General features: G+C 43.8%; 17 protein-coding genes and 1 pseudogene. 12 read left to right on the plus strand and 6 right to left on the minus strand.

The window, feature by feature from the left end:
• The first annotated feature begins 16 nt into the window (after window positions 1-16).
• The gene (locus BTA30_RS01855) at window positions 17-628 is read left to right on the plus strand and encodes an undecaprenyl-diphosphatase (protein ID WP_076758527.1); all 612 of its coding nucleotides are present in this window, start codon (window positions 17-19) and stop codon (window positions 626-628) included.
• A gap of 77 nt (window positions 629-705) precedes the next feature.
• Here the strand turns inward: BTA30_RS01855 and BTA30_RS01860 are convergent.
• Window positions 706-1,146: pseudogene (locus BTA30_RS01860) on the minus strand (SMI1/KNR4 family protein); the annotation flags it as partial.
• A gap of 345 nt (window positions 1,147-1,491) precedes the next feature.
• On the opposite strand from BTA30_RS01860, the gene BTA30_RS01865 reads away from it, so the two are divergent.
• From BTA30_RS01865 to BTA30_RS01875, 3 genes are all read left to right on the plus strand, one after another.
• Complete coding sequence (locus BTA30_RS01865; protein WP_076758529.1) at window positions 1,492-1,980, plus strand: hypothetical protein; 489 nt, start codon at window positions 1,492-1,494, stop codon at window positions 1,978-1,980.
• Window positions 1,981-2,095: 115 nt separating this feature from the next.
• Window positions 2,096-2,758: an ATP-binding cassette domain-containing protein gene (locus tag BTA30_RS01870; protein ID WP_076758531.1), complete on the plus strand. Its 663-nt coding sequence runs from the start codon at window positions 2,096-2,098 to the stop codon at window positions 2,756-2,758.
• Window positions 2,736-3,701: an ABC transporter permease gene (locus BTA30_RS01875; protein ID WP_076758533.1), complete on the plus strand. Its 966-nt coding sequence runs from the start codon at window positions 2,736-2,738 to the stop codon at window positions 3,699-3,701. The genes BTA30_RS01870 and BTA30_RS01875 overlap by 23 nt, the downstream gene beginning before the upstream one ends.
• A 192-nt stretch (window positions 3,702-3,893) precedes the next feature.
• On the opposite strand, the gene BTA30_RS24060 is transcribed toward BTA30_RS01875, so the two are convergent.
• Window positions 3,894-4,019 carry a hypothetical protein gene (locus tag BTA30_RS24060; protein WP_275667265.1) on the minus strand — a complete coding sequence of 42 codons (126 nt, stop codon included), beginning with the start codon at window positions 4,017-4,019 and terminating at the stop codon, window positions 3,894-3,896.
• Entirely contained in the window at window positions 4,016-5,080 is a 1,065-nt protein-coding gene (locus BTA30_RS01880) for a Rap family tetratricopeptide repeat protein (RefSeq protein WP_275667272.1), read from the minus strand. Before BTA30_RS01880 ends, BTA30_RS24060 begins: the two co-directional genes overlap by 4 nt.
• Before the next feature lie 452 nt (window positions 5,081-5,532).
• Between BTA30_RS01880 and BTA30_RS01890 the strand changes: the two genes are divergently transcribed.
• From BTA30_RS01890 to BTA30_RS01905, 4 genes are all read left to right on the plus strand, one after another.
• The gene (locus BTA30_RS01890; protein WP_076758540.1) at window positions 5,533-6,792 is read left to right on the plus strand and encodes an MFS transporter; all 1,260 of its coding nucleotides are present in this window, start codon (window positions 5,533-5,535) and stop codon (window positions 6,790-6,792) included.
• A gap of 305 nt (window positions 6,793-7,097) precedes the next feature.
• Window positions 7,098-7,628: a GrpB family protein gene (locus tag BTA30_RS01895; protein ID WP_076758543.1), complete on the plus strand. Its 531-nt coding sequence runs from the start codon at window positions 7,098-7,100 to the stop codon at window positions 7,626-7,628.
• Between the two features lie 140 nt (window positions 7,629-7,768).
• Complete coding sequence (gene coaA, locus BTA30_RS01900) at window positions 7,769-8,728, plus strand: type I pantothenate kinase (RefSeq protein WP_076758546.1); 960 nt, start codon at window positions 7,769-7,771, stop codon at window positions 8,726-8,728.
• 35 nt (window positions 8,729-8,763) lie between these two features.
• Complete coding sequence (locus BTA30_RS01905) at window positions 8,764-9,165, plus strand: VOC family protein (RefSeq protein ID WP_239693663.1); 402 nt, start codon at window positions 8,764-8,766, stop codon at window positions 9,163-9,165.
• 46 nt (window positions 9,166-9,211) lie between these two features.
• On the opposite strand, the gene BTA30_RS01910 is transcribed toward BTA30_RS01905, so the two are convergent.
• Window positions 9,212-10,453, minus strand: a complete 1,242-nt coding sequence (locus BTA30_RS01910) for an MDR family MFS transporter (RefSeq protein ID WP_076758551.1) — start codon at window positions 10,451-10,453, stop codon at window positions 9,212-9,214.
• Between the two features lie 143 nt (window positions 10,454-10,596).
• On the minus strand, window positions 10,597-10,806 hold the full coding sequence (locus BTA30_RS01915) for a YqzH family protein (RefSeq protein ID WP_076758555.1): 210 nt from the start codon (window positions 10,804-10,806) through the stop codon (window positions 10,597-10,599).
• Between the two features lie 727 nt (window positions 10,807-11,533).
• Between BTA30_RS01915 and BTA30_RS01925 the strand changes: the two genes are divergently transcribed.
• The 4 genes from BTA30_RS01925 to BTA30_RS01940 all read left to right on the plus strand — a co-directional run bounded on the left by BTA30_RS01925 (window position 11,534) and on the right by BTA30_RS01940 (window position 14,716).
• The gene (locus BTA30_RS01925; RefSeq protein WP_076758978.1) at window positions 11,534-11,980 is read left to right on the plus strand and encodes a DUF6376 family protein; all 447 of its coding nucleotides are present in this window, start codon (window positions 11,534-11,536) and stop codon (window positions 11,978-11,980) included.
• Between the two features lie 250 nt (window positions 11,981-12,230).
• Window positions 12,231-13,493 (plus strand): Y-family DNA polymerase, encoded by a 1,263-nt coding sequence (locus BTA30_RS01930; RefSeq protein WP_083696931.1) that lies wholly within the window; start codon window positions 12,231-12,233, stop codon window positions 13,491-13,493.
• A 16-nt stretch (window positions 13,494-13,509) separates the two neighbouring features.
• Window positions 13,510-13,848 carry a YolD-like family protein gene (locus BTA30_RS01935; RefSeq protein WP_076758563.1) on the plus strand — a complete coding sequence of 113 codons (339 nt, stop codon included), beginning with the start codon at window positions 13,510-13,512 and terminating at the stop codon, window positions 13,846-13,848.
• 205 nt (window positions 13,849-14,053) lie between these two features.
• On the plus strand, window positions 14,054-14,716 hold the full coding sequence (locus BTA30_RS01940; RefSeq protein WP_239693660.1) for a FusB/FusC family EF-G-binding protein: 663 nt from the start codon (window positions 14,054-14,056) through the stop codon (window positions 14,714-14,716).
• Window positions 14,717-14,749: 33 nt separating this feature from the next.
• Here BTA30_RS01940 and BTA30_RS01945 read toward each other — a convergent pair whose 3' ends face one another.
• Entirely contained in the window at window positions 14,750-16,084 is a 1,335-nt protein-coding gene (locus BTA30_RS01945) for an MATE family efflux transporter (RefSeq protein WP_076758565.1), read from the minus strand.
• Window positions 16,085-16,090 lie beyond the last annotated feature (6 nt).

The following is a 16,090-nucleotide window of genomic DNA, read 5'->3' on the forward strand; positions in this document are numbered from 1 at the left end:
AAAAGGAGATGTGGAAATGTCTTTTTCAGAGCTGAATATTGATGTTTTTCGTGCCATTAATGATTTAGGAAAAGAGTATTCAATGTTTAATCCAGCTGTTTATTTTCTGGCGGAATACATGATGTATATTTTCGCGCTGGGTCTTGTGGTTTATTGGTTGACCCGAACCACCAAAAACAGACTGATGGTTATCTATGGAGTCATCTCATTTGTGATTGCTGAGATTCTCGGGAAAATCGCCGGCTCTCTTTATTCGAACTACCAGCCCTTTGCAGAACTTCCGCATGTCAATCAGCTGATTGAACATGAAATTGATAATTCGTTTCCGAGCGACCATACGATTTTATTTTTTTCAATCTGTTTTTTATTCTTCTTATTCTACAAGAAGACGGGATGGCTGTGGCTTGTACTCGCTTTCGCCGTAGGGGTTTCCCGGATTTGGTCAGGCGTCCACTATCCTTTCGATGTGGCGGCCGGAGCTCTCTTAGGAGTTTTATCAGCCCTGTTTGTATTCTGGACAGCACCAAAGCTGGCGTTTATCAACCAATTGCTTGCTCTTTATGAAAAGGGAGAACAGCGGATATTTCCTTCCAAAAATAAATCCAATGATAAATCGAAAAACTTTTAAGCATTAGGCTGCCCGGTTTTCTCAGGCAGCCTTTTCCTTTTTCAAGATGGTATCCGAGCGGATGCGCCGTTCTAGATTTCCTCTATATACAGCTTGGCGATGAACTCATCAAAAGAATCGGCCAGTCTGAAATCCTCCTCATCTTCCAAATCGAAGTAATGGACAGGCGGATTCTCTTTCACTTCTCTGTAGTCAAGAGCGATCCAAGTATGACCGTCTCCATGGAGGAGGACGAGACCGTCAGGCAGTTCCCACTCTTCAATCAGATCAGCGCTTTCCAGAATACCGTCTTCTTTGCCTATCCCCAGCAGATAGTCGAACTGGATATGGTCTTTCGCCCAGGATGTCGGACGGTCTGTCGGAAAGGCATTGTATTTGATGAATCCTCCGTTCTGCAGGAGCACCAATTTTTTGTACGATTCAGGAAGATTGATCCCAAGCTCTTTTTCCGCTTTGAGAATGGCTTTCTCGTTTATTTTCTGCAAAACATACGGGTCTTCACTTTCGGTTTTCCACATATTCTCCCATCCTTTTCTGTCATTGTTTTGAACCATTTCTATTATAAGTGGAGCATGATGTTTTTGGAATGTATTTGTCGAAAATGATATTTTTGTAAACATAATAATGGGAAAAACAAGAAAACAAAATTGATAATAAGGTAAAATATGTTATAATATCAATAAATGAGGAGGGGATAATTTCCAATAGGCAATGATTAAATGGTCTGATCTGCTAGGAATCTACCTTTTAATCGATTAAAATAATAGAATGCGCGACCTTAAACCGTTTTTTGTATATAGAAAATGCTGATGGGTGCCAGCTCAGACATACATAAGAATATTTTAAAATACGGGGGGAGTAACATGAAAAAAGCGATTTTAGGATTTTCTTTGTCAGCAGCACTCTTGATTCCATCCTCATTTGCTGCGGCTGCGGAAGGCGGCCAGCTGACAGATGAGCAGAAAGAACTGCTTGAAGCCAAAACAGAGTATGTCCAATCACTTCCGAAACAAGCATCTGTTCAAAGCAATGTGACGGCTTATTCGGGAAAGAGGCTCACGATTAAAAGAGGGAGCTTTCTCGCCTGGTCAAAAGATTATATTGACTGGTACTACAACGGCAAAAAAGTGTCCAAAAGCAGCGGCTCGCAAGATGTGGGATATATTTTTCCGAACGTCGTGAGAGCAAAAGGGATTAAAAGGTATTACAAATCTTCCGGGCTTCACAAATGGAGAGCCAAAAAAACACACAGCATCGGGACCGTTACACCTTGGGGAGATGTGGAACTTGCAAGCACTACATTTACGGACAGAAGATGGGTCAACAAAAAAGGCAAGTATGGAAAAGACTAATTTGAAATAAAAAAAGGGCATAAAACGCTGCCAAAAGACTATTTTGAAAATCCTGGCAGCGTTTTATAATGAAGAATGTTGCAACACATCCTGATGCAAGAAAGGATTTTTTAAATTGATCAAAATCAGCGATTTAACAAAAGCATATGGGAACAAGGCGGTTTTCAATCGCCTCAATATGAACATCGAAAAAAACAAAATCAGCTTTCTGATGGGGGAAAACGGCGCAGGGAAAACGACCTTGCTGAAATGCCTGCTTAAGCTTGAACATTTCAAAGGCGACATTTTATATAGCGGCGAGCCGCTTGAAGCGGTCAGAGATCAGGTGCACGTCATTTATGATGATTCTCCGTTCTATTTCAATCTAACGGGATACCAAAACATCAACATATTATTGAACAAGCGGGTTGAAAAAGATGAGCTCGAACAAATCTCGCAAAAGTTTCTCGATCATGCGCTCTTGAAAAAGAAAGTCAAAACCTATTCCTATGGACAAAGAAAAAAGCTTGCTTTAATGATCGCCGCCTTAAACAAACCGGCATACTTGTTTTTGGATGAGATTTCAAACGGCCTGGACTACCGTTCAATGATGGAGCTTCAGGAAATGATCAATAACTGGTCAAGTGAAATGACCATTGTAGCTGCCGGTCATCAATTTGAATTTTATTCATCGATCGTCGATCAATTATTTGTGCTAAAAGACGGCTCGGCTTTGCATGTGGAAAATTTTAAAACGAATGGAGCAGAATTGGGCGATGTCTATAAAGAATATTTATAACATTTTTAAGAAAGAGCTTGCGTATCAATCCTATTCCAAAATGCTCTTCATTTTATTCATTCCTCTTCTATTGATTTCATCAGGATACATATATTTTCAGTATAAGAATACGGTCAGCAGCTATCAGTTGTTTAAGAAGACAGAAGCAGAATATGAAAGCCTCGGAATCGATATTAAGCAGGCGCTGGGCTCGCCCGTCAAGGTGAAAGAAGGAGAGCTGAAGAGCAAGGATGGCGACGGAGAAATCGTTGAAAACATTTTAAGGTATGATTATGAGCAGTTCGTATTGTCCCTTCACCATCTTCAGCCAAAACAATCGGTCATCATCACGATGGAGTGGATGGGCTTCATTATTTTTCCTTTGGCTTTCACGCTTTATGCCATCTATATTTCCTCATATGATATGAGATTTAAGACGGTGAAAGTCAAGGCGGTTAAGCATGATTGGAAGTCGGTTTTGCTTGCCAAACAGTGTTCGGTTTATATGGTGATGCTAGCGGCAATGGCAGCTGTTTTATGTACGGCATATATGTCAAGCTTCATTTTTTATTCCCTGGCATCCAGAGTCATCCCGGTTGATCAGTTTTCAATATCTGCTCTTCCAAAAGCCAATATCCTGCTTCAATTTATTGTCGTTCTGACCGTCAGCTTTATTTTTGCAACGATCGGGTTTTATTTAGGCGTCCTGTTCAGAAGTTTTATTACACCAGCTTTGCTGTACATCATTTACAGCCTGCTCGTTCCTGCACTTGGCAAATTTGATCTGAAAAATCTGCTGTCCAATCTGGGGCATGCGGTTTTTAATTTCAACGGCAACTTCAGACTGTTCACCCCGGTGAAGGTTGACATGTTTCCGATCATCATCATTCTGGCCGCGTCTATCGGATTGCTGTCCGCCGTCACCTATTATATGGCACACAGGCAAAGCAAGTATGTCGTGTGAATAGCAGGCTGTTTGAAAGAGAGTGCGGGCCCGCACTCTTTTTTGTTCAAACGGGGCCAGGATATTTTTTTGAATTGAAAAAGGAGCGGGTGTAAAACGAAGGACCCGCTCCTTACATGATTGTCCAGAAATTCTGTAAACTCCTTGATATACTGACCCGTTCATTTCTAAGCACTTGTCTCTTTAAATGTTTCACGTAATGGCTTTCTCAGCTACATGAAATCCCGGTGCTTCGACTGTAATCGCTTTTTCAAGCGGACTGAAAGCAAAAGTGATTGTCAGGATGCTTAATATTCCGATGATACTAAGTTTTTTCATGCTAACGCCTCCATAACTTTCATCATTTGATTTTTTGCTTTTATTGCTCTTTTAAAGTATTCAACAGACCTGGATAAATTTCCTTGTTTCAAATAATATTCTGCAATTTGTTCATCAAGTTCCGAGGTATCCGGCCATAAATTTTTTTGTTCAAGGAATTGTAAGGATTCATTGATTACAGAATCATTATGGCAATCATATAAAGAGTGAATTAACTTTAACTTTGCTTCGTACTCCTCTTCTCGAAATGTTTTGGCATATGCAAGTCCTTTATCATACCAGCTTCTTGCTTCGGCAGTCCGGTCACTTCTGTATAGAACGTTTGCCATCATATATAAAGTTCTAATGCCATTAATTGATTCCATATGTTCCGCAATGTTAATCGCTTTTTTAAAATATTCTTCAGCAAGTTTAGGAATATTTTTTCTGTCATAAATTAACCCGAGGTTATGATATACGATACCGACTTCCTTTGGGAATCCCGCGGCTTTAGCTTCATTCAGCGCTTTTTGATAATGTTCTTCCGCCGAGGTGAATCTATACATATCATACATATTGGCTCCGAGAACCATCTCACATTTTATGGATCTATGCCTATAATCTTCCCATTCTCGAAAAATGCTTCTTGCTTTTAAGGCATGGCTTATCGAAATGAGATGCTGGTCTATCTGATAATAGGCTTCGCTAATTTTATAATGAAATTCTGCGTGTTCTATTTGGTCGGGGACATTGCGGAGTTTGGCTTCTGCCAGCTGATAAAAATTGATGGCTTCAACATAATTTTTTTTGTAAAATTCATATACCCCTGAGAAGAACAATGAATAATAAACGATCATGTTATCGGTGTTTTCTTCTCCAATTGCCTTGATGGTATCATAAACTTTATCAGTATCCTCAAGTTTTTCTTCAGTCAAAACCTTATAGCGAAAATCTAATAGATTAAAATATATGAGCAAATCCTGATCTTCATCCATATGCGGCAATAAGCTGCGGATTTCCTCTTTTAAGGCTGCTGCTTCTGTCGTTTGATGGCGTTTAATCATGCCATACCATTGATTCAGCTTTTGGCAATTTGTTCAGATGCTATTTTTGTGACCAAGCGGTATTCATCCTTCCTCCTGATTGTTTATAATATTTTGAATTTTCATCCTGGGTGTCATTTCCTTATGTATTATTTTACAAAAAAGCCTTTAGACTTACAATCATTATCTTTTTTCTATTTTGTGAAAGATGTTGGAAAAGGGGCTTTGCCCTAAACAATATGATTCATTTTGAGGTTGATAAAAGTTTATACGTTCATCCATCAATAAAAATAAGAGCAATCATTCAAGGTGTGAAGTTCTTTTTCAGGAGCGTGTGAGTTGGAAATCGATCCTGATACATTTCATCTCAACCTTACGAGATGAAAGAGGGATTATCTGGGAATATATTTGACTTGCTGGCTGCAAATAAGATAATGTAATATAATAACATTATTTATAATGATAGGAAATTGGAGTGAGGGGGACGGAGAGTGAAAAGAGAGAACAGCGTTTGGCAAAAAAACTTTATTTTTCTTTTTTGTTCAAAGCTGATAAAAATCACTGCGGACAGTTTCGCATTTAATTCTATTCTGTGGTTTCTGATCTTTGAAGGAAAAGGGGCGATAGGAACCGCTTTATTAATAGCTGTATCTTTTCTTCCTCAAGCCTTATTAGGGCCAGTGATCACTCCGCTCATGAAAACAAACACATTGAAGTTTTGGATGTTCTTTGCGGACTTAACCAGAGCATTGCTGATGTTTGTTATTCCAATATGCTACTTCAATGGATTTTCACCGCTGTGGTTTATTATTTTGATGACGCTCATACATTCAGCTACAGGAGCTTCTTACAACCCTGCATCTGTATCATTGATTCCGAAAGTTGTGAAAGAAGATCTTATCCAAAAAGCAAACGCAATAATACAGTCATCTGAACATATGATAAGACTGGCTGCGGTTACACTTTGCGGAGTCTTGATCGTTATGATCGGGGCGTCATATACAATGCTGATCCCGCTTTCACTGTATATCATTTCAGGCTGTTTAGTCTTGTTCATTCATTATGCAAAGAAAAGCGATAGAGTTGAAGGTGAAACATCAACGACACAAGGTACATATTTCAAAAAATTAAAAAGGGGATTTGCACTTGTTCGTCGGCATCATATTTTATATCCGTTGGCGATTTATTGCGTATTTTCAAATATTGCATCTGCTCCTTGGGAAGCACTGTCCGCAGTCTATATATCAGAAGACTTAAACGGAGGGCCTATCGTTCATTCTTTATTAAAAGTCACGACGGCCGGCGGAGCATTTTTGCTCGGATATGTGCTGGCTAAAGTAAAGGTGAATCGGTATGGGCTATTGTTTGTTGCTGCCGGCATGATTGAAGGAGCTGCATTTTTCATTACAGGCATGAACGCGTTCTTGCCACTGGTGTTCCTCGCGGCATTTGCACTAGGGGCTACTGTCAGCGCCATAAATGTACCGGAACATACCATTATTCAAATGTCAGTTGAAGATGAGGATCAACCGCAGGTTTATGCAGTCATCAGCATGATCTCATACGTTATGATTCCAATCGGTGCCTTGCTTGGAGGATACGCAGCGACTTTTTTTGGAGCGGGGAAAGTGATTGCTGTAGGGGGGCTTGTTGAAATCCTTGCAGGCATAGTCATTCTTTTGTTTACAAAGCTTGGGAAAGCTCAACGAACGGATCTGATAAAAGAAAAAGAACTCGACTTGAAGATTTAATGATCATATCAAACTGAGGATCGCTTTATTTGTCTTTTTTTGTGGATGAAACAGCAATGGATTAATTTGAAGGCATTTAAAATATCATAACAAAACGGTCTGGAATTTCATAAACAGACAGTTTAGCGAATTTGGACGGGCATATGCCGGTTGAGATGACGGAGAGAAGCGAAGGGGTTCCAAGATTACCAGACTATTTGTCGTAAGCATAAAAGAGTGCAGAAGGCGCGTTTTTTATTTTGTAAAGGCGGAATGATATTCTATTATTTCATTGAAGACTTAAATGGCAAAAAGGAGCGGTAAACATGAATGTTATTGTAACGGCCTATAATGAAAAATGGCCCCGCCTGTTTCAGGAAGAAGCGCAAAAATTGAAAGCCATTTTCGGCGGTGAATTGATCGATTTTCATCATATCGGCAGCACGTCTGTACCGGGGCTTCAAGCCAAGCCGATCATTGATATGATGCCGGTTGTCAAAAATATCGAAAATGCTGAAATCTTCAACAGAGAAATGATTGCGTTCGGATATGAGCCGCTCGGGGAATTCGGTATTCCGGGAAGGCGGTATTACCGAAAAGGCGGAGACAAGCGGACCCATCAGATCCATATGTTTCAATTCGATAACCGTGAAGAGATTGACCGGCACTTGGCGGTCAGGGATTATTTAAGGGCGCATCCCGAGGATGCCGAAATGTACGGTCGTTTCAAAGCGCGGCTTGCGGAACAGTTTCCTTTTAACATTGAAGCTTACATGGATGGCAAAGATACGTTTGTCAAACGATTGGAACAGCGCGCGCTTGATTGGAAGGCGAACCACAGCAACCGTCTCAGATGAGGCGGTTTTTTATCTGCAGATATTAAAAAATCTTGATCTCTCGTCAATATTCAAAAAATTCTATATAATATAATGGCGGTCTGGAATCAATTTCAAAAAAATTGGTCAAACAGTGTATGACAGAGGGACAGGTGAGAAATGTGGCGAATCAAGATTTAAATTTGCAAACGTTATATACGAGTCATACCCGTGATGCCTGGGCGCAACTGGGCGGCCATATGTCAGTGCAAATCACGGAAGAGGAAGCGAAAGAGCTTGAAGGTTTAAATGATTATCTGTCATTGGAGGAAGTGGAAACGATTTATGTTCCGCTGGCACGGCTTCTTTATTTGCATCGGACTTCTCAGTATGAGCGGAACATCCGGGTGAACGGTTTTCTGAATCACCCCCATGCAGCGAAGATTCCGTTTATCATCGGGATAGCCGGAAGTGTGGCGGTCGGAAAAAGCACAACCGCCCGGATCATTCAAACCGCGCTCTCCCGCTTGCAGGAGCGGCTGAAGGTCAGCCTGATCACAACAGACGGGTTTCTTTATCCAAATGCAATTCTCGCAGAAAAAAAGATGATGTCGCGGAAGGGTTTTCCTGAGAGTTATGATGTCAAGGCGCTGCTTGAGTTTTTAAACGAATTAAAGTCAGGAAAGGAAAGCGTCAAGGCGCCTGTCTACTCCCATTTAACTTACGACAGAATGGAAGGTGTCTTTGAAACGGTGAAAGAGGCGGATATTGTCATTATTGAAGGTGTCAACGTGCTGCAAACGCCGACGATTGAAGATGACCGGACAAAGCCGCGTGTTTTCGTATCTGATTTCTTTGATTTTTCGATTTATGTAGATGCCGAGGAAGATCTCATCATCAAATGGTATCTCGAGCGGTTCCGCATGCTCAGGGAGACGGCGTTTCAGGACCCGACTTCTTATTTTCATAAATTTAAAGATCTGACAGACGATGAAGCGGATTCGCTGGCGAAGTCGATCTGGGAGACGGTCAACCGCCCGAACTTGTATGAAAACATTCTGCCTACAAAATTCCGGTCGGACTTCATCCTGAAAAAAGGAAAAGGCCACAAAGTCGAAGAGATTTTGGTCAGACGGGTGTGACATCAAGGAGATAGAAGCGGGAGGATAAGAGCGTGATTCATCATATTGAACTGTATGTTTCAAATGTAGAAAGATCAAAGCGTTTTTGGGGGTGGTTTCTAAAGGAGCTCGGCTATGAGGTTTATCAGCAGTGGAAAGGGGGCATCAGCTGGAAAGCGAATGGCGCCTACATCGTCCTTGTTCAGGCAGAAGCGCGCTTTTTAGAGGCAGGCTACCACAGATGCCGGGTCGGTTTAAACCATCTCGCCTTTCAAGCGGCTTCAAGAGCCCAGGTGGATGAAATGACAGAGCAGCTGGTTGCACGCGGCTATCGGATGTTATACGAAGACAGACACCCGTTCGCCGGCGGAGCCGGACATTATGCGCTGTACGCGGAAGATCCCGATCGTATCAAGGTTGAGCTTGTGGCTCCGGCTGACGTCCGCCCGACCATTTAACCAGAAGGCCCTCCGCCGAACGGAAGGGTCTCGCTCTTGCGCTCTTTTAATTTTGCAATGTGTTTTCTGAATGCATGTTCACTTTTGCGGCTTCCATCACTCTGACTTTTCTGAAGGCCGCAATGAGAAAAGGCACTCCGCAAAGGGTCGCGAGGGCCAGGATGGAAAAGGTGAAAAAAGGCTTCCCTGCTCCGAAAGCATCCAGCAGCATGCCGCCCGCCCACGGACCGATGACGCTTCCCAGCTGGGTAAAGCCCATCGCTCCGAAATAAGTCCCTTTGAGTTCAGGGTGTGCAATTTGGTCAATCAATAGATCCATCATAGAAAATAACAAAACTTCTCCTGTTGTAAACAATACAACAATGAAGATGATGGATAAAAGGTCATGGAAAAACGAGAGGCTGAACAGGCTCATGCTAATCAAAACATTTCCCGTGATCAGCGACAAAATCGGTGAAAACCGTTTTGCGATATGGACGATCGGGTACTGTATGACCAGCACGACCGCAGCATTTAACGTCAGCATCATCCCGAATATCTTCGTCCCATCTTCAATGAAAGGACTTGCCGACATGTACTGTGCAAGCGTCGATGTGAAGTGGGAATAGCCGAACAGACAAAGAATCGAGCCGATCAGCGTGATTGAAAACACCCGGTCTGTTCTTGTCACCTGCAAGGCATCTCTTACTTTAATGCGCTTATTCGTCTCCCTTACCGGTACGGTGTGATTTTGAAATTGAACCGCCAGCACGGCCCCGTAAATGAAATAAATAAAAGCCGCGATGAAAAACGGCAGCGTCGTTTTGGAAGAGCCGAGGTACAGGCCTAAAAGCGGACCGAAGACGACGCCGAGGTTGATTGCTGTATATCTAAGATTGAAGACAAAGAGGCGCGTCTCAGGTTTGGATACATCGGAAAGCAGCGCTCTTGAAGTCGGTTCAAAAAGCGCGCGGCACAATCCGTTCAAGGCATTCATCAAAAAGAAGGTCCAGACGCGGTCGGCGAGGGCGAAGCCGGCAAACACGAGCACCCAGCCGAAAATCGAGAGGAGCATGATCTTTTTCCGGCCGAACCGGTCTGATAAATACCCTCCATAAAAGCTCGCCGCAATTCCAATCAGGGAGCTTGCCGCTATCACGGCTCCCGCAAAAGCGGCTGAAGCCCCCTTGACCTGTGTTAAATAAATCGCTAAAAAAGGAATGCTTATTGTGGTTCCCATCCGTCCGAAAATCGTTCCGACAATAATGGTCCAGCTGAGCGGGTGGATATTCTGCCATTTTCGTTTCATGATGAACGCTCCAGATAATCATATTTTATTGTATTATCATACATGAAACAGATGGTGATGAATAGAGGAATTTCTAAATCTTGGGGCGAAGGCGGGGGAAAGCTTCCTGGCTTTGGAAGCCGATCCGGGAAGCATTTATCGCATTATGAAAACAAGCCTTGATTTGTGACATAATCATAGACGACATCCTCAATATGAGCATGCAGCCCCTCGTCCGGCTCCTCCGTCCGCCTTTCTTGTAAAGCCAGCTTCAGGATTTGTTTTTCATGGGGGCTGAGGGGGTCGATTGCGATGTTGCGGCCGTATTGCCTGAGTGCCTGTCCGAGCATTTTTTCAATCAGTTTTTCATCCATTTGCCTTCTCCTTTAGGAGCGATTTTTCTTTTATCTTACTAGGAAAAACCGATGTTCTCAACAGGTTTCGGGACTCCGGATGTGAAAGTTTTTTGATGAGAAAACGCGAGGGACGCTCATCGCTGTGAATGGTCTTGCACATATCATGATTAAATAAAACTGCTAAAATAAAAAAGAATCGGAATGAGGCAGCATTCCGGCTTTTTATGAGTCTCGTTAAAATAGACCATTCCCCGAACTTGTCAGGGCTCAAGGGATGGTCTGTTTGCCTTTTTTGACAACACGGCAATGCAACAAGAGATTGTTTCATATGCAGTCATCCGCACCACCCCCTTTCGCAGATGGGGTATTATACCATCTCGCCATCTTTGAAGAAGGTGTTTTTTGCGGCCCGTGCCAGTTCTTTAACCGTCAGCAGGAATTTGACCGGATAAGCCTGATGCTTTAAAATAAAAGTAATAAAAATGAATACTCCAAAGGGGAGTAGCTGTCACAGTAAAGTCGTCATTACGGGATATCTTAAATCCTCGGCTTTGCTGGCAATCTAATTGTTAGCGAGACCTTTGCCAAATCTGATTTGGTGAAGGTCTTTTTGTTTATCAACTTCACCAAATCGGTGGAGTTTTTTCATTTTTATCAAAAAGGGAGAGGGGAGCTGATGATGTCCAGACATGAATTGGCGAAGAAAGGTCTGCCATGGGCGGAAAAAACGATAAGGAGGCAAACAATGAAAAGAATTCTCACAGTTCTGGCCGGAATCGGCCTTTTCGGAGCGAGCGGATGCGGAATGCTTGATCAGGTGAATGACGGATTGAACTATACAAATGAAGCGGCCGGCTATATCCAAAAAGTGAAAACATTTGCGGAGGAGGCGCCTTCCTTGGCTGAACAGGCTGTAAACGATGCGGATGCAAAAGAACAGCTGGAAACACAGCTTGAGTCTATTCAGCAGGCTGCGGCCGATTTTAATGAATTAACCCCGCCCGATGCTGCAGCCCAGATTCATGACACAATCGAGAAGCATAATGAAACACTGCAAAAAAGCGCTGAGGATGTTTTGAAAAGTGTTGAGGAAGGAAAATTAACAGTCGAGAAGATGCAGCAGTCAGAATTGGTGCAAAGCGCTCAGCAGATCAGTGATGTGATGGGCCAGATTGAAAAATTGACAGAATAGAAAAAAGCATCCCGAAAATGGGGTGCTTTTCTGATTGCTCAAAAATCGAGCCCATACCGCAGACGAGGGGCGGCCAAAAACCTCTTTTGCTTCCCAGCAGCAAGAAACGATTGGCATGTTGAAAACGGCAGAACGTCAAAGGGAATATTTTCTTTGGATAAATTTACGCCTGGAAATCGAACGCATATTCGCAGTATAGTATTCATACACTAATGATGCGAACGTCAGTTCCTTTTTGGGGGGTTAGATGATGGACTATAGTCAATATCCGGCGCGCTCGATTTTGTGCGTTGATATGCGGAGTTTTTATGCCAGCTGTGCCGCCGTTTTGCTCGGGCTTGATCCGATGACTTGCTTCTTAGCGGTTGTCGGAAACACTGAGCGGCAGGGCAGCATCGTTCTGGCTGCCTCACCGGCTCTCAAAAGAGAGTTTGGCGTTCAAACGGGGACAAGGCTGTATCAGCTGCCAGACGACCCGCGCATTCGGCTGGTCAATCCGAAGATGGGGCTATTCGTCCGTGTTTCAACAGAGCTCACCCGGCTGTTCTGCCGCTATGTGCCGCATGATGCCGTTCATACATACAGCGTCGATGAAAGTTTTATCCAGGTGGACGGTGTGAAGAACATGTGGGGAGATGCACGGACGATTGCCGCGAAAATTCAAGATGACATGGCAAGGGAGTTTGGGCTGCCCTGCACCGTCGGCATCGGGCCGAATATGTTGATGGCAAAGCTCTGCCTTGATCTTGAAGCGAAAAAAACGGCAGACGGGGTGGCCGTTTGGGATTATGAAGATGTAGAAACAAAACTCTGGCCTTTGTTCCCGCTGCGGCGGATGTGGGGGATCGGCTCCAGGCTGGAAAAGACGCTGAACCGCATGGGGATTTTTACAGTCGGCCAGCTGGCACACTATGATCTCAAACGGCTTGAGAAAACATTCGGTTTGATGGGAAACCAGCTTTACTATCACGCTTGGGGCATTGATCTTTCAGCCATCGGAGCGCCGATCATGGCGGGGCAGGTCAGCTACGGAAAGAGCCAGATCCTGCTTCGCGATTATCCGAACCCGGATGAAGTCAAGCATGTCATTCTTGAAATGTGCGAAGAGGTTGCCAAAAGGGCGCGTGACCATCAGCAGGCGGGGCGGACCGTCAGCCTCGGAATTGAATACAGCCGCGATGAGTTTGGCGGAGGATTTTATCGTTCGAACACGATGGAAAGCCCTTCAAATGTCACACTTGATCTTTACCATACATGCCTCGCATTGTTCGAGCGCTTTTATGAGGGGAAAACGGTTCGGAAAGTTTCCATTTCTCTTTCCAACATTGAGGATGACACCCATATGCAGCTCGACCTTTTTCGTCCGGATCAGGAAAAAAAGCGGATGCTTGGCTATGTGATGGACGGCATCAGAGAACGGCACGGCTCAACAGCGCTTTTGCGCGCCGTTTCCTATACAAACGCCGGAACCGCCCGTCTGCGGTCAAAGCTTGTCGGCGGACATCAGGCATAGAAAGGAGAATCTGCGGATGTTAAAAGACAGAGGCAACATCAAATGGGTTTCCATGATGCTGCCGGAGCACGTGGAATTGCTCAGGGAATATCATGAAAGCCTTCAAAAACACGAGAAACCGATTTTGGATGAACAAAAATATGAAGAATTCAATGACATCATTTGTGAAGCGATGGCGGAAAACAGACTTTTGCAATTTGCCTATTACCGGCAGGGGGAGGTCAAAACGCTTGTCGGCCGCATCCATTATGTTGACGCTCTGAAACGGGAGCTGCGCATTGTAACCCCTGCGGATGAAATATGCATGTTAAAGATGGATGACATGATTGAGATTGAATATGATTGTCGTGTATAATGAAGTAAGTATTCGGAGGTGTATAAAATGGTAAATGACATTCATTTGCCAGCTGCAGCGTCTCATGCAAAGCCTGTTATCTTAAAAAGGCGATACTTTGCATGAGGGGGAGCTTTAAACAAATCGCCTGAAGAGCAAGGTATCATTTCTGATCATACGGCTTTGCACCTTATTTCACATATATATAAATAAGGAGCTGGCAGAAATGAAGAATGTAAATACAGTGAATATGAACCCTTTTATCAGAAATGATCAATATAATTTTATTAAGTTTCAAACGGACAGTCTTGTCCAAGGACATGCGAACATCAAGGACGGAAACGTGCTTGACGCTTTGAAATCCAATGCGTTGGATCAAGTATTAAACCTGTTTCCTGATCTCAGCAATCAGCAAAAGAATTTGCTGTGCCACATGGTTGAAGCGGAAGACAGCAGCGAAGCCATCCGCTTTTTAGCTGAGTTAAAGCATGATGTGATACCATTTCAGCATGTAACAGTAAAGGTCGCTAAAAAACTGTTTTCTAAAGTGAAAAAGTTAAAGACTCCGGAATTTGAGCAGATGGATTTCCGCGGATATTCCTACTTGGGATGGAATGATGCGGGATCAGGCAGGAAATACATGATTGTGGATATCGGAGGAAGACTGATAGGCATACACGGCACGATCAAACCCAGCCATAAAAAAGGAATCTGCTCGATATGCAACAGGGCCGAAGCGATCGGACTATTCATGGCCCGGGTGAAAAGCGGTAAAGAAACCTATACGGACAGAGGCAATTACATTTGCTATGACAGTGAAAAATGCAACCAAAATATGATGACATTAGATCATCTGAACGATTTTGTCGTGCAATTAACGAAATATTGATCAAAAAAACCCGGCTGAGCTCAGCCGGGTTCTTTATGATTCGGCCTTAAGCCTTCCACTGTACTGCTCCCCGAAAATCCGGGCGGCCAGCCCTGGCACGGCCATACATAAGAACACAGAGCGGCCGAGGCTGAATAAAGTAAAAGCGAGCCACAGCCCATGGTTTCCGAAAGCGGGTACAGCGGTGAAAAAGGCGGCCAAAAAACCAAGGGCGGCCAAAAGCATCGAATTTCTGACAGGGCCTATTTCAGTGGCGCCCGTAAAAATTCCGTAGAAAATCAATCCAAAACCTGCGGTTACAGGATACAGCATGATCCAAACATCGTATGTTTTGGCAGCTTCCAGGACGCTTTCAAGCGGTGTAAATAAAGGAATGATCGCATCTTTCAAGAGAAAATAGCCGGCGGCAAGAACCGCTGACGAAATAAGCGACCACTGGAATGAAAGAGAAAGCGTCCGGGAATAGAGGCCGCGATCCAAATTTCCTACGGCTTTTCCGGTAAAAATACTTGATGCATTGGCAAATCCGTCAAAAAAGTACGCCATCATATAATGAATTTGAATCAAGATGGCATTGGCGGCCAAAATTTCAGAACCAAAACCGGCGCCTTTAGCTGTAAACAAATTGAAAACCGCCAGAAGGCACAATGTTCTGATCAATAAATCCCGGTTGACCGCCATCATTTTTTTTAACGGCTTCGGATCGAGCAAAAGTTTGACAGGCGGCAATTTAAACGGTATGGCAGCATTTGTTTTCACAAGCCAGCAGCCGATCAGACAGCCCGTTATTTCAGAAATCACGGTAGCCGCGGCGATGCCGTATACTTCCATATGAAAGACATAAACAAAGACGACATCAAGGACGATATTCAAGACATTCATCGAAATTTGCAAAAACAATGTTACTTTGATGAGTGACATTCCCATCAGCCAGCCGAGAATACAGTAGCTGACTAAAGCGAAAGGGGCTCCCCAAATCCGCAATGAAAAATACTGGGATGCAAATTCAGCCGTATGCACATCCGGCTGAATCAGCATCAGCGCTGAATATTCAAGCGGTTTTTGCAAGATGATGAAGATCAATCCGGCAAACAGCGCGATACAAACGGGCCGTGTGAGCGCCAAAACGCTCTCTGAGCTGTTTTGAGCGCCGAGCGACTGAGCGGCGAAGCCTGAAGTGCTCACCCGCAAAAATCCAAACAGCCAATACATCGTGTTGAAAATGATCGTTCCAACTGCAACACCGCCAATGTAAGCAGGGGAAGAAAGCTGTCCGGCCACCGCTGTATCAACCGCTCCGAGCAGCGGGGTGGTAATCGTTGAAATGATCAGCGGAATGGCGACCGCAAGATAATGTCTGTGGTTCATGTTTTA

The organism is Bacillus swezeyi (assembly GCF_001969815.1).
GTDB classification, from domain to species: domain Bacteria; phylum Bacillota; class Bacilli; order Bacillales; family Bacillaceae; genus Bacillus; species Bacillus swezeyi.

Excerpts from the sequence above, each read along its gene's own strand:
- BTA30_RS01865 (WP_076758529.1), top strand. The coding sequence starts at position 1,492 with ATGAAAAAAGCGATTTTAGGATTTTCTTTGTCAGCAGCACTCTTGATT.
- BTA30_RS01875 (WP_076758533.1), top strand. The coding sequence starts at position 2,736 with ATGTCTATAAAGAATATTTATAACATTTTTAAGAAAGAGCTTGCGTAT.
- BTA30_RS01945 (WP_076758565.1), bottom strand. The coding sequence starts at position 16,084 with ATGAACCACAGACATTATCTTGCGGTCGCCATTCCGCTGATCATTTCA.
- BTA30_RS01855 (WP_076758527.1), top strand. The coding sequence starts at position 17 with ATGTCTTTTTCAGAGCTGAATATTGATGTTTTTCGTGCCATTAATGAT.
- BTA30_RS01935 (WP_076758563.1), top strand. The coding sequence starts at position 13,510 with ATGTTAAAAGACAGAGGCAACATCAAATGGGTTTCCATGATGCTGCCG.
- BTA30_RS01915 (WP_076758555.1), bottom strand. The coding sequence starts at position 10,806 with ATGGATGAAAAACTGATTGAAAAAATGCTCGGACAGGCACTCAGGCAA.
- BTA30_RS01895 (WP_076758543.1), top strand. The coding sequence starts at position 7,098 with ATGAATGTTATTGTAACGGCCTATAATGAAAAATGGCCCCGCCTGTTT.
- BTA30_RS01930 (WP_083696931.1), top strand. The coding sequence starts at position 12,231 with ATGGACTATAGTCAATATCCGGCGCGCTCGATTTTGTGCGTTGATATG.
- BTA30_RS01940 (WP_239693660.1), top strand. The coding sequence starts at position 14,054 with ATGAAGAATGTAAATACAGTGAATATGAACCCTTTTATCAGAAATGAT.
- BTA30_RS01925 (WP_076758978.1), top strand. The coding sequence starts at position 11,534 with ATGAAAAGAATTCTCACAGTTCTGGCCGGAATCGGCCTTTTCGGAGCG.
- BTA30_RS01910 (WP_076758551.1), bottom strand. The coding sequence starts at position 10,453 with ATGAAACGAAAATGGCAGAATATCCACCCGCTCAGCTGGACCATTATT.
- BTA30_RS24060 (WP_275667265.1), bottom strand. The coding sequence starts at position 4,019 with ATGAAAAAACTTAGTATCATCGGAATATTAAGCATCCTGACAATCACT.